This window comes from Cellulomonas sp. NPDC057328 (genome assembly GCF_042667215.1).
Lineage (GTDB): Bacteria > Actinomycetota > Actinomycetes > Actinomycetales > Cellulomonadaceae > Cellulomonas.
Map to the genome: position 1 here is coordinate 1 of NZ_JBHUZW010000114.1, position 12920 is coordinate 12920.

General features: G+C 75.6%; 12 protein-coding genes. 6 read left to right on the forward strand and 6 right to left on the reverse strand.

Translation table 11 applies throughout. The features are described 5' to 3' along the window. Positions 1–110 precede the first annotated feature (110 nt). Positions 111–1973: a dihydroxy-acid dehydratase gene (gene ilvD, locus ACFUMH_RS15960; protein ID WP_378207717.1), complete on the forward strand. Its 1863-nt coding sequence runs from the start codon at positions 111–113 to the stop codon at positions 1971–1973. A 42-nt stretch (positions 1974–2015) separates the two neighbouring features. Here the strand turns inward: ilvD (ACFUMH_RS15960) and ACFUMH_RS15965 are convergent, their stop codons facing one another. After that, positions 2016–2786 (reverse strand): hypothetical protein, encoded by a 771-nt coding sequence (locus ACFUMH_RS15965; RefSeq protein ID WP_378207721.1) that lies wholly within the window; start codon positions 2784–2786, stop codon positions 2016–2018. Between the two features lie 155 nt (positions 2787–2941). Here ACFUMH_RS15965 and ACFUMH_RS15970 point away from each other — a divergent pair, with 155 nt between their 5' ends. The 4 genes from ACFUMH_RS15970 (at position 2942) to ACFUMH_RS15985 (ending at position 7636) form a co-directional block, all read left to right on the forward strand. After that, positions 2942–3406, forward strand: coding sequence for a hypothetical protein (locus tag ACFUMH_RS15970; RefSeq protein ID WP_378207726.1), 465 nt, complete (start codon positions 2942–2944; stop codon positions 3404–3406). 9 nt (positions 3407–3415) lie between these two features. Continuing rightward, positions 3416–5131, forward strand: coding sequence for a dihydroxy-acid dehydratase (gene ilvD, locus ACFUMH_RS15975; protein ID WP_378207730.1), 1716 nt, complete (start codon positions 3416–3418; stop codon positions 5129–5131). 95 nt (positions 5132–5226) lie between these two features. Beyond that, on the forward strand, positions 5227–5820 hold the full coding sequence (locus tag ACFUMH_RS15980; protein ID WP_378207735.1) for a pyridoxamine 5'-phosphate oxidase family protein: 594 nt from the start codon (positions 5227–5229) through the stop codon (positions 5818–5820). A 73-nt stretch (positions 5821–5893) separates the two neighbouring features. After that, positions 5894–7636 carry an alpha-glucosidase gene (locus tag ACFUMH_RS15985; RefSeq protein WP_378207741.1) on the forward strand — a complete coding sequence of 581 codons (1743 nt, stop codon included), beginning with the start codon at positions 5894–5896 and terminating at the stop codon, positions 7634–7636. 16 nt (positions 7637–7652) lie between these two features. On the opposite strand, the gene ACFUMH_RS15990 is transcribed toward ACFUMH_RS15985, so the two are convergent. The 5 genes from ACFUMH_RS15990 to ACFUMH_RS16010 all read right to left on the reverse strand — a co-directional run bounded on the left by ACFUMH_RS15990 (position 7653) and on the right by ACFUMH_RS16010 (position 11857). Continuing rightward, positions 7653–8348 (reverse strand): hypothetical protein, encoded by a 696-nt coding sequence (locus ACFUMH_RS15990; RefSeq protein ID WP_378207744.1) that lies wholly within the window; start codon positions 8346–8348, stop codon positions 7653–7655. Between the two features lie 97 nt (positions 8349–8445). Beyond that, complete coding sequence (locus ACFUMH_RS15995) at positions 8446–9108, reverse strand: hypothetical protein (protein ID WP_378207747.1); 663 nt, start codon at positions 9106–9108, stop codon at positions 8446–8448. A gap of 101 nt (positions 9109–9209) precedes the next feature. After that, positions 9210–10244 (reverse strand): NAD(P)/FAD-dependent oxidoreductase, encoded by a 1035-nt coding sequence (locus tag ACFUMH_RS16000; protein ID WP_378207750.1) that lies wholly within the window; start codon positions 10242–10244, stop codon positions 9210–9212. Between the two features lie 7 nt (positions 10245–10251). Then, positions 10252–10776, reverse strand: a complete 525-nt coding sequence (locus tag ACFUMH_RS16005; RefSeq protein ID WP_378207753.1) for an isoprenylcysteine carboxyl methyltransferase family protein — start codon at positions 10774–10776, stop codon at positions 10252–10254. Positions 10777–10780: 4 nt separating this feature from the next. Continuing rightward, the gene (locus ACFUMH_RS16010) at positions 10781–11857 is read right to left on the reverse strand and encodes a type III polyketide synthase (protein WP_378207757.1); all 1077 of its coding nucleotides are present in this window, start codon (positions 11855–11857) and stop codon (positions 10781–10783) included. Positions 11858–11911: 54 nt separating this feature from the next. Between ACFUMH_RS16010 and ACFUMH_RS16015 the strand changes: the two genes are divergently transcribed. Further along, positions 11912–12901: a UbiA family prenyltransferase gene (locus tag ACFUMH_RS16015; RefSeq protein WP_378207760.1), complete on the forward strand. Its 990-nt coding sequence runs from the start codon at positions 11912–11914 to the stop codon at positions 12899–12901. The last annotated feature ends 19 nt before the right edge of the window (positions 12902–12920 follow it).

Below are 12920 nucleotides of genomic sequence, written 5' to 3' on the forward strand. Positions count from 1 at the left end.
TGGGCGGACCACGGGCCGGACGCGCGTCCGACCCGCGACGACGGAGACGTAGTGTGTCGGGGCCCCTGGCGTCAGCCGGGGCCCCGTCCGCGTGAAGGAGAAGTCCCGCGATGAGCCGTCCGCTGCGCTCTCGTACCTCGACCCACGGCCGCAACATGGCCGGTGCGCGCGCGCTGTGGCGCGCGACGGGCATGACCAGCGAGGACTTCGGCAAGCCGATCGTCGCGATCGCCAACTCGTACACGCAGTTCGTGCCGGGGCACGTGCACCTCAAGGACATGGGCGACCTCGTCGCGTCGGCCGTGCGCGAGGCCGGCGGCGTGGCCAAGGAGTTCAACACCATCGCCGTCGACGACGGCATCGCGATGGGCCACGGCGGGATGCTCTACTCGCTGCCCAGCCGCGACCTCATCGCCGACTCGGTCGAGTACATGGTCAACGCGCACTGCGCGGACGCCCTCGTGTGCATCTCCAACTGCGACAAGATCACGCCGGGCATGCTCAACGCGGCGCTGCGGCTGAACATCCCGGTGATCTTCGTGTCGGGCGGGCCGATGGAGGCCGGCAAGGCGGTCGTCGCGAACGGGGTCGCGCGCACGCCGCTCAACCTCATCAACGCGATCAACTACTCGGCCGACGACGCGGTGGACGACGCCGCGCTGGCGCAGGTCGAGGAGAACGCCTGCCCCACCTGCGGCTCGTGCTCCGGCATGTTCACGGCCAACTCGATGAACTGCCTGACCGAGGCGCTCGGCCTGTCGCTGCCCGGCAACGGGTCGACGCTCGCCACGCACAGCGCCCGCCGCGAGCTCTTCCTCGAGGCCGGGCGGACGATCGTCGACCTCGCCCGCCGGTACTACGAGGACGAGGACGACACCGCGGCGCCCCGCGGCATCGCGACGCGGGCCGCCTTCGCGAACGCGATGGCGCTCGACGTGGCGATGGGCGGCTCGACCAACACGGTGCTGCACGTGCTCGCCGCGGCGCAGGAGGCCGAGGTCGACTTCACGCTCGCCGACATCGACGCGATCAGCCGGCGCGTGCCGTGCCTGTCGAAGGTCGCGCCGAACCACCCGGACTTCCACATGGAGGACGTGCACCGCGCCGGCGGCATCCCCGCGCTGCTCGGCGAGCTGGACCGCGGCGGCCTGCTCGACCACGACGTCACGTCCGTGCACACGCCGACGCTGCGCGCGTGGCTCGACGACTGGGACGTGCGCGGCGGCAGGGCGACCGAACGTGCGCAGCAGCTCTTCCACGCCGCCCCCGGCGGCGTCCGCACCACGCAGGCGTTCTCGACGTCCAACGTGTGGGAGTCCCTCGACACCGACGCGGCGGACGGCTGCATCCGCGACGTCGCGCACGCGTACACCGTCGAGGGCGGGCTCGCGGTGCTGCGCGGCAACCTCGCCGAGGACGGCGCGATCATCAAGACCGCCGGCATCGACCCCGACGTCTTCCACTTCGTCGGCACCGCGCTGGTCTGCGAGTCGCAGGACGAGGCCGTCGACAAGATCCTCCGCAAGGAGGTGAAGCCGGGCCACGTCGTCGTCGTGCGGTACGAGGGCCCCTCCGGCGGCCCGGGCATGCAGGAGATGCTCTACCCGACGTCGTTCATCAAGGGGCGCGGGCTGGGCAAGGTGTGCGCGCTCATCACCGACGGCCGGTTCTCCGGCGGGTCGAGCGGCATCTCCGTCGGCCACGTCAGCCCCGAGGCGGCCGCCGGCGGCACCATCGGCCTCATCGAGGACGGCGACGAGATCGAGATCGACGTCGAGACCCGCCTCATCCGCGTCAACGTGCCGGACGAGGTCCTCGCCGAGCGCCGCGCCAAGATGGAGGCCTCGGAGACCCCGTGGCAGCCGGTCGACCGCGACCGGTACGTGTCCCCGGCGCTCCAGGCGTACGCCGCCATGGCGACGTCCGCCGACCGGGGCGCCGTGCGTGACGTGAGCCGCATCCGCCGCGCCTGACCCGGTGGGCGGCGCACGCCGTCCGCCCGGCGGTCGGGCCGCTCACCCGGCGAGCGCCGCCCGGGCGTCGATGAGCCGGTCGAGGGCCTCGTGGTCGCGCTGCAGATCCGCGTAGGCGCCGCTCGCGTAGGTGACGCGGAAGAGCTCCTGCGTGTACCGGGCGAGGCCCAGACGGAAGCGGTCGTCCCCGGCCCGGACGCGCGCCGCGGCGTCAGGGTGCGCCGCGAGGGCCATGTCGATGAGCACGACGAGGCGCGCGGGGTCCGGGACGTCCTTCAGCTGCTGCACGGCCGCGGTGGCAGCGGGTCCGAACGCCCAGTACTGACTCCACGGCGAGGACGCGGAGACGAGCGCGGCGGGCGCGGGCGGCCCTGGCCACAGCTGGAGCACGTACGTCTCCGCCGGCGGCTCGTCCCACCGCCCGTCGGCGAACTGGTCGCTGCCCGCCTGCCCGTCGAGCACGGCGTACCGGACGCGGAGGTCGGCGCCGGCCGGCACCGGCACCGCGAGAGGGCTCGCACCCGCCCAGCCGGTGACCGTGACGACGTCCCCGGTACGCACCGAGAACTCGGTGACGGCGTCCCACCGGAGGGCGGTCGATGGCGGGGCGTCGTGGACCTCGACCCGCACCGGCACGTCGCCGTGCTGACGGGCGACGCTGAGGATGGCGTACGGGGTGACGTCGCCCAGGTACTCGCGGTCCAGCACGAGGACGAGGCCCACGGCGTCCTCGACGCCGACCGCACCGCCCTCACCGACGTGCAGCTCCACCTGGGAGTAGTCCGCGGTCACAGCACCCTCGACGCTCAGCACGGCTCCCACGCTAGGGACGCAGCGGCGTGCGCGGTCCCGCCGTCCGGGGGAGTCCCCGGCGCGGGTCCACCGCCCCCGACCGTCGGGCGGCGGACCGCGGGCCGGCGCGCCACACTGTCCTCGGGCGGTGCGGACGCCGCCGGACGGAGGGCGCGATGCGCGAGGTCGTCGCCACGACGCCGCCGCCCCCGCGGTGGCTGGGCGCGCTCGCCGCCGTGCAGCTCGTGAACCTCGTGTACTGGACGGTCCGGCTGGTGGGTGGCGAACGGGACGCCGCGGTCGTGATGGTGGTCGGCTTCGCGGTCGCGCTCGCCGCGGCCACCGCGGGGCTCGTCGTGTCGCGTCGCGCCACGCTCGTGCTCACCCCGGACCACCTGCTCCTCGAGCGGCGCCGGCACCCCCTGACGATCGCCCGGGGGGACGTCCGCGGGGTGCGGGGCGACGTCCCCGGGCGCCCGTCCTGGTCCGAGGTCGTGCTCATCGACGTGGGCGACCACGAGGTGCGGCTGCCGGTGCTGGACGCGCGGCCGGCGACGCTGGTGCCACGCCTGCAGCGCTGGGCGGACGTCAACGAGGGCGCCGCGCGCGAACCGGGTGCCGCGGAGGCCCCGCCTGCCTAGTCTCGGCACATGACGGACGTGCAGCAGACCACTCCCGGCGTCGACATCAAGCCCCGCTCCCGGCAGGTGACCGACGGGCTGGAGGCGACGGCCGCGCGCGGCATGCTCCGCGCCGTCGGCATGGGGGACGAGGACTTCGCGAAGCCGCAGGTGGGCGTCGCGAGCTCCTGGAACGAGATCACTCCCTGCAACCTCTCGCTCGACCGGCTCGCGAAGGCCGTCAAGGACGGCGTGCACGCGGGCGGCGGGTACCCGCTCGAGTTCGGCACCATCTCGGTGTCGGACGGCATCTCCATGGGCCACGAGGGCATGCACTACTCGCTCGTGAGCCGTGACGTCATCGCCGACTCGGTGGAGACCGTGATGATGGCGGAGCGGCTCGACGGCTCGGTCCTGCTCGCCGGGTGCGACAAGTCGCTGCCGGGCATGCTCATGGCGGCGGCGCGCCTCGACCTGTCGAGCGTCTTCCTGTACGCCGGCTCGATCATGCCGGGCTGGGTGAAGCTCTCGGACGGCACCGAGAAGGACGTGACGATCATCGACGCGTTCGAGGCCGTCGGCGCGTGCGCGCGCGGGCTCATGAGCCGCGAGGACGTCGACCGCATCGAGCGGGCGATCTGCCCCGGTGAGGGCGCGTGCGGCGGCATGTACACGGCGAACACGATGGCGTCGGTGGCCGAGGCGATGGGCATGTCGCTGCCGGGCTCGGCCGCCCCGCCGAGCGCGGACCGGCGCCGCGACCAGTTCGCGCGCCGGTCGGGGGAGGCCGTCGTGGAGCTGCTGCGCCGCGGCATCACCGCGCGGCAGATCATGACGAAGGAGGCGTTCGAGAACGCGATCGCCGTCGTCATGGCGTTCGGCGGCTCCACCAACGCCGTCCTGCACCTGCTGGCGATCGCGCACGAGGCCGAGGTGGACCTCACGCTCGAGGACTTCTCCCGCGTGGCCGAGCGCGTGCCGCACCTCGGCGACCTCAAGCCGTTCGGCCGGTACGTCATGAACGACGTCGACCGCATCGGCGGCGTCCCGGTCGTCATGAAGGCCCTGCTCGACGCAGGCCTCCTGCACGGCGACTGCCTGACGGTCACGGGTCGCACGGTCGCGGAGAACCTCGCCGACATCGCCCCGCCCGACCCCGACGGCAGGATCCTGCGCGCGCTCGACGACCCGATCCACCGCACCGGGGGCATCACGATCCTGGGCGGGTCGCTCGCGCCGGAGGGTGCCGTGGTGAAGTCGGCCGGCTTCGACTCCGACGTCTTCGAGGGCACGGCGCGCGTGTTCGAGCGCGAGCGCGCGGCGCTCGACGCGCTCGAGGACGGCACGATCCGGGCCGGCGACGTCGTCGTCATCCGGTACGAGGGTCCGAAGGGCGGCCCCGGGATGCGGGAGATGCTCGCGATCACGGGTGCGATCAAGGGGGCGGGGCTCGGCAAGGACGTCCTGCTCGTCACCGACGGCCGGTTCTCCGGCGGGACGACGGGCCTGTGCGTCGGGCACATCGCTCCGGAGGCCGTCGACGCCGGGCCGATCGCGTTCGTCCGCGACGGCGACCGCATCCGGCTCGACGTCGCGCACGCGACCCTCGACCTGCTCGTCGACGAGGCGGAGCTCGCGACCCGGCGCGCGGGCTGGCGCCCGCTCGCGCCCCGGTACACGCGCGGCGTCCTCGGCAAGTACCAGAAGCTCGTGCAGTCGGCGTCGAAGGGCGCCGTGCTCGGCTGAGCCGGTGGGCTGAGCCGGCGCGTCCGGCCGCCGGGCGCGCCGGCCGCGCGGCGGCCCGTCGCAGTAGCGTGCGACCGTCGGCCGAGGGAGGACGCATGGGCACGGTCCACGAGAGCATCACGCCGCGGCTGCGCGCGTTCGTCGAGGCGCAGCACCTGTTCTTCGTCGCGACGGCACCGGACGGGCCCGGCGGGCACGTCAACGTCTCGCCCCGCGGCGTGGGCGGCACGTTCGTCGTGCTCGACGAGCGCACGGTCGCGTGGGCGGACCTGACCGCGAGCGGCTCCGAGACCATCGCGCACCTGCGCCAGAACGGGCGCATCACGCTCATGTTCTGCGCGTTCGAGGGCCCGCCGAACATCGTCCGCCTGCACGGGCACGGCCGGTTCGTGACGATCTACGACGAGGGGTTCGACGCGCTCGCGGCCCTGTTCCCCGAGACCCGCGGGGTGCGTGCCGTCATCGTGGTCGACGTCGAGCGCGTCTCGGACTCGTGCGGCTACGGCGTGCCGCTGATGACGTACGCGGGCGAGCGCGACCTGCTGCCGCAGTTCATGGACCGCAAGGGCCCCGACGGGCAGGCGGAGTACCGCCGCCGCAAGAACCGCACGAGCATCGACGGCCTGCCGGCGTTCGACATGGACCCCGTCCCGGACGACGCGGCGGAGGGGCCGGTCGTCCCGACCTGACGGGCGCGGGTGCGCCGACGCGCGCGCGGTGCGAGGGTCGGGGGACCGGTACCCGCCCCCCGAGGAGCCCGTCGTGACCTTCACGCGCGAGGACGCACCGTGGTGGACCACCGCGGTCGTCTACCAGATCTACCCCCGCTCGTTCCAGGACTCCGACGGCGACGGCGTCGGCGACCTGCGCGGCGTGCTGCGGCGCGTCGACCACCTCGCGGAGCTGGGCGTCGACGTCGTCTGGTTCTCGCCGCTGTACCGCAGCCCGCAGGACGACAACGGCTACGACATCAGCGACTACCGCGACGTCGACCCGCTGTTCGGCACGCTCGAGGACCTCGACGAGGTGGTGGCCGCGCTGCACGCGCGCGGGATCAAGGTCGTCATGGACCTCGTCGTCAACCACACGAGCGACGAGCACCCGTGGTTCGTCGAGTCGCGCGCGTCCGTCGACAGCCCGAAGCGCGACTGGTACTGGTGGCGGCCGCCGCGCCCCGGCATGGCCGCCGGCGACCCGGGCGCCGAGCCGACCAACTGGGAGTCGTTCTTCTCGGGGCCCGCGTGGGAGCTCGACGAGGCGACCGGCGACTACTACCTGCACCTGTTCAGCCGCAAGCAGCCGGACCTCAACTGGGAGAACCCCGACGTCCGGCACGCGGTCTACGACATGATGCGCTGGTGGCTCGACCGCGGGGTCGACGGCTTCCGCATGGACGTCATCAACCTCATCTCGAAGGTCGTCGGCCCCGACGGCGCGCTGCACGACGGGCCGGTCACGCACGGCGTGCTCGGGGACGCCGGGCCGGGGACCAACAACGGCCCGCGCCTGCACGAGTTCCTGCAGGAGATGCACCGCGAGGTGTTCGCGGGCCGGCGGGAGTCGCTGCTGCTCGTCGGCGAGACCCCGGGCGCGACGGTCGACGACGCCGTCCTCTTCACCGACCCGCGGCGCGCGGAGCTCGACATGGTCTTCACGTTCGAGCACGTCGGCCTCGACCACGGTCCCGGTGGCAAGTTCGACCCGGTGCCGCTCGACCTGCGCGACCTCAAGGCGACCATGGGCCGCTGGCAGGCGGGCCTGCAGGACGTCGGCTGGAACTCGCTGTACTGGGACAACCACGACCAGCCGCGCGTGGTGTCCCGGTTCGGCGACGACGGCGAGTACCGCCGGGAGTCCGCGACGATGCTGGCGACGGTGCTGCACCTGCACCGCGGCACGCCGTACGTCTACCAGGGCGAGGAGCTGGGCATGACGAACGCCCACTTCACGTCCCTCGGGCAGTACCGCGACATCGAGTCGCTCCGGTACGCCGAGGACGCCCGCACCCGCGGTCACGCGAGCGAGGACCAGGTCCTCGCGGGGCTCGCGGCCATGGGCCGCGACAACGCGCGCACGCCCGTGCAGTGGGACGCGTCCCCGCACGCGGGCTTCACGACGGGCGAGCCGTGGATCGCCGTGCACCCGAACCACCGGACGGTCAACGCGGAGGCCGAGCGCGCCGACCCGGCGTCGGTGTTCCACCACTACCGGCGGCTGATCGAGCTGCGGCACGCCGAGCCGGCGGTCGCGCTCGGCGACTTCCGCATGCTGCTGCCGCACGACCCGCACGTGTACGCGTTCACGCGCACGCTCGACGACGTCCAGCTCCTCGTGCTCGGGAACTTCACGGGGGAGGAGCGCACCGTCGAGCTCGACGACGCGTGGGACGAGGAGGCCGAGCGCGTGCTCGGCAACTACCCCGACCCGGCGGCGCTCGCCGTGGGCGTCGTCACGCTCCGGCCGTGGGAGGCGCTGGTGCTGCGCCGCACGCTGCCGGCGTCCTGACGCACGTCGGCGCGGCTCACCCCTCGTCGAGCAGGTCGACGACCAGGCGGTGGCCCTCCGGCCAGAAGAACGCGCGGACCGGCACGCGGGCCGCGGCGTCGACGTACCCGACCGCGACGTCGTCGAGCGCGACGGGGGCGAGGACGGACAGCACCGAGCCCGAGTCGACCCGCTCGTCGCGCGTGACGTCGATGCCGGACACCGGCACGGACCCGATGGCGACGCGGAGCACGGCGTCGCCCTCGGTCGGCAGGACGAGGCCTCGCTCCTCGTCCAGCGCCTGGTCGGCCCACCACACCTCGTAGGAGGCGGCGCCGGGGCCGTTGAGGACGTACTCGACGCGGGTGAAGCCGTCGTGCGGCGTGACCACGACGTCGTCGACGCTCACCCACTCGGTGGAGGTCGTCTGCGAGATCTCGAGCGCGTCCTGGAACGGCGGCACGCCGACGGGCTCCTCGCCGGGGGCGGGCGCCGGGGCGGGCACCGCGGTCGCGCTCGCGGACGCGTCGCCCGCGCGGGGCTGCGACGAGCCGGACAGCGACGGCGGCGGCGTGGGGGACTCGTACGGGGCCGCGGCGCTGGAGCTGCTGCACGCGGCCAGCGCGAGGACGGCGGACGCGGCGGCGCCCGCGGCGAGGGTGCGCCGGCTGCCGCGGGCGGGTCCGGCCACGGTGTCGCGGGCAGGGCGGGCGAGGGCGGGTCGGCGGGTCATGGGACGACCGTAGCGCAGATGGGAGCGATTCCACGAGAGCGCTCCCACGTTCCACCCGGTCGGGCGAACCGGACAGCCGCGTCGGTGGGCGGTCCGGTCAGTCGTCGTCCTGCACGTCGACGACCACGCGCACCGGGTCCTCGAGCAGCAGGACGCGGACGGGCCTGGGGCCGTCGTCGACGCCGACGAACGACTGCGTCATCCCCTCGAACGTGAGGGGGCGGGTCACGTGCTCGACGCCCCCGCCGTCCGGCCGCAGGTCCTGCGCGAACTCCTCGTGCCCGGTGTCGTGCGGGTACCCGGTGCCGGTGAGCCACACCTGCAGCACGGCGTCGCCGTCGACCGGCACGACCGCGCCGGACGGGTCCTCGACGGCCTGGTCGACCCAGCCGACGCGCCACCCGGGCAGCCCCTCGCCGGCCAGCTCGTAGACGACCCGGTCGTAGCCCTCGTGCTCGCCCGTGCGCACGGCGACGACCGTCAGCCGGCCGCCCGCCGGCTCCGCCGTGAGCTCGGTGCCGGGCGCCGTGAACCCGCCGAGGGACGCCGTCGGCTCGGGCGCGGCCGTCGCGGGGGCCGACGACTCCGTGCTCGTCGGCGTGGGGGTGGCCGCGGCCGTGGGGGTCGCGGTGCGGCTGGTGGTGGGCGTGGCCGTGGGCGTCCCGGGGCCGTCGCCGCAGGCCGCCGTGGCCAGCAGGGCGAGCCCGAGCCCCGCGGTCGTGACGGTCCTGCGGGTCGCCCTGCGTGCGGTCGTGCGCACCTCGCCACCTCCGACGTCGCGTCCTCGCGTCCGATGCCCACCGTACGGCGGCCGGCGGCGCCGGTCCGGACGTGCGCGGGCGCGTCGGCGGTCGGGCCGCGTCAGCGCGCGAGGCGCTCCACGACCGTGCCGAACAGCGCGGGGGAGCGGCGGGCCACCGGCAGCAGCGCCGGCCGCAGCGGCGAGGTGGCCCACGCGACGAGCGCGGACGTCAGCAGCCGGTAGTCGCGCGTCGCGGCCCGCCACGCGCGCTCGTACGCCGCCGGGTCGTCGAGCGTCGCGACGGCCGCCCGCGCCTGCGCGAAGCCGACCCGCAGCCCCTCGCCGGTCAGCGCGTCGACGTACCCGGACGCGTCGCCGACGAGCCGCACCGGCCCGGCGGCGCGGCGGGTGCTGCGCTGGCGCAGCGGACCGGCGCCCCGCACGGCCCCCGCGGGCTCCGCCCCGCGCAGGTGCGCCGCGAGCTCCGGCAGCGCCGCGAGCGTCGCGTCGAGGTCCGCGCCGCGGGGGCCCAGCACGGCGACGCCCACCAGGTCCGGCGCGACCGGCGTCACGTACGCCTCCGCGTCGGGCGACCAGTGCACCTCGACGAGGTCGGTCCACGGCGCGACGCGGTAATGCCGCCGCAGCCCGTACCGGCGCCGGTCCGCCCCGCCGGGCCGGGCCGCCGCCGGCGCCTCCAGGCCCAGCCGCCGCCGCACGCCCGAGTGCAGCCCGTCGCACGCCAGCAGGTACCGTGCCGACAGGCCGTCGACGACGACGCCGTCGTCGGTGACGCGCACGTCCTGCGCCCGGCGCGGCACGGTGACGGCACCCAGGTCGGCCGCGCGCGCACGCAGCGCGTCGTGCAGCGCGGTGCGCCGGACGCCGCGACCGGCGGGCCCGCGGAAGCGGTGGTCGACGTGCCCGGCCGGGGACCGGTAGCTGATCCCCGCGAGCGGGTGCCCGGGCGGATCGAGCTCCCAGTGCTGCAGCAGCCGCAGCGCACCGGGCATGAGGCCCTCGCCGCACGCCTTGTCGACCGTCCCCGTGCGCGGCTCGAGGACGACGACCTCGAGCCCGCGGCGACGCGCCTCCACGGCGGCGGCCAGGCCGACGGGCCCGCCGCCGACGACGAGGACGTCGGTGTCCGGCACGGCGCCGCTACGCCGCCGCGGTCGCCGCCCGCAGCGCCCGCTCCTCGGCGGGGATGCGGAAGCGCAGCAGCAGCACGGCGTTGAGCACCGTGAACACGAGCGCGGTCACCCACGCGGTGTGCACGAGCGGCAGGGCGATGCCCTCCACGACGACCGCGACGTAGTTCGGGTGCGGGATCCAGCGGTACGGTCCGCGGTCGACGAGCGGCAGGCCGGGCACGACGATGACGCGCGTGTTCCAGCGCGGTCCGAGTGTCGCGATGCACCAGTACCGCAGCGCCTGGCTCGCGACCACGAGCGCGAGCGCCGGCCAGCCGAGCCACGGCAGGAACGGCCGGTCGGCGACCAGGACCTCGACGACGCAGGCCACGAGCAGCCCCGTGTGCAGCACCACCATGGCCGGGAAGTGCCCGCGGCCGCTCTCGACGCCGCCGCGGGCGAACGACCAGCGGGCGTTGCGGGTGGAGACGACGAGCTCGATGAGGCGCTCGACGGCGGTGAGGCCGACGACGACCAGGTAGAGGGGGAGCATGCGCTCAGCCTGCCGTGGACCAGCGAAGGAGCACCATCTCCACGCTCACGCCGGGCCCGAACGCGAGCAGCACCCCGGGCGACCCGCCGGGGGTGCCGGCGCGCAGCGTGCGGTCGAGCACGTCGAGCACCGACGCGGACGACAGGTTGCCGACGGTCGCGAGCGAGGCCCGGCTGGCCGCGAGCGCGTCGGCCGGCAGGGCGAGCGCCTGCTCGACGGCGTCGAGGATCTTCGGCCCGCCCGCGTGGACGACCCAGCGCGTGACGTCACCGGTCTTGAGGCCGTGCGCCTCGAGCAGGCCCTCGACGTCGCCGGCCAGCTCGCCGCGCACGACGTCGGGCAGGCCGGCGGACAGCACGATCCGGAAGCCCGAGGCGCCGATCCGCCACCCGAGGTCCGCGTCGGTGCCGGGGTACAGGCGGCTGCGGGTGGCGACGACCTCGGGGCCGGGGGCGGCCGCCGCGGCGGGGTGGTCGCGTCCGACGACCGCCGCGGCGCCGGCGCCGTCCCCGAACAGGCCGCTCGCGACGAGGTCCGCGGGGTCGGTGCCGCCGTGCTGCAGCGTCAGCGAGCACAGCTCGAGGCAGACGAGCAGCGCGACGTCGTGCGGGTGCCCCACGAGGTAGTCGTGCACCCGGGCGAGGCCGGCGGCGCCGCCGGCGCAGCCCCACCCGAACGAGGGGAGCCGCTTCACGTCGCGCCGGAGCCCGAGCCGGTCCACGAGCGCGGCGTCCACCGACGGTGCGCCGATGCCGGTCACGGACGTGAAGAGGATGAGGTCGACGTCCTCCGGGGCGATGCCCGCACGGTCGAGCGCGTCCCGCGCGGCCTGCGCCGCGAGGTCCGTGCCGACCGCCAGGTAGAGGTCGTTGGCCTGCCCGAAGTCGCGCACCTCCGCGTACCGCTCGGGCGCGAGGGCGAGGTGCCGCGTGCGGACGCCGCTGTTGCGGTGCAGGCGGCGCATCAGCTGGCCGGCCCGCCTGTCCGTGCCCGTGACCAGCGGCGCGATCACGTCGGAGATCGCGTCCTGGGCGTGCGGGGGCCCCGGGAGGGCGGGGGCGACTGCGACGACGCGCGACACCTCGGCATCGTGCCACGGGCGTCGCGGGACGGCGCGGCGGGCTACCGTCGCAGCGTGCCCGACCGCCCCGTGCCCGACCGACCCGTGGCCGACCGACCCGTGCCCGACCGACCCGTGCCCGACCGGCCCGCAGCCGACGGGACCGCGCCCGCCGGATCGGTGCCCGCCGCTGCCGCGCCCGCCGCGGCCCCGGGTGCGCCGCGGACGCCCGGCCGCGCCGTCGCCGCGCTCGCGGGCGCGTGCCACCCGGGGCCGACGGTCGTCGTCACGACGCTGTGCGCCGCGCTCGCCGGCGGGATCGGCGCGCCGCCCGCGACGGTGCTCCTCGTGCTGGCCGCGGTGCTCACGGGGCAGCTGTCGATCGGCTGGTCGAACGACTGGCTGGACGCGGCACGGGACGTCGCGGTGGGGCGCACCGACAAGCCGGTGGTGGCGGGGGCGGTGACGGCGCGCACGCTGCGCACGGCCGCCCTTCTGGCGCTGGGGGCGTCCGTCGTGCTGTCGTTCGCCGCCGGCGCCCTCGCGGGTGCGGCGCAGGTCGGCGCGGTGGCGATGGGCTGGGCGTACAACCTCCGGCTGAAGTCGACGGTCGCGTCCTGGCTGCCGTACGCGGTGGCGTTCGCGCTGCTCCCGGCGTTCGTGGTGCTGGCGCTGCCCGGTGACGCGCGCCCGGCCGGCTGGCTGCTCGCGGTCGGCGCGCTCCTCGGGGTCGGCGCGCACCTCGCCAACGTGCTGCCCGACCTCGAGGACGACGCCGCGACGGGCGTGCGCGGCCTGCCGCACCTGCTGGGCCGGCGGCTCACCGGTCTGCTCGCGCCCGCGGTGCTCGCCGTCGCCGCCGTGGTCGCCGTGCTCGGCCCGCCGGGACCGCCCGGGCCCGTGCCCGCGGCGGTCGGGGTCCTCGCCGTCGCGACCGGCGCGGCCGGCGGCGCGGTGGGGCTGCGGCGCGAGCGCAGCCGCCTGCCGTTCACGCTCGCCATGGTCGTCGCCGTGCTGTGCGTGGTCGCGCTGGTCGCGTCGGGCGGGCGGGGCGCGGCCGCCTGAGACGCGGGACGGCCGGCGG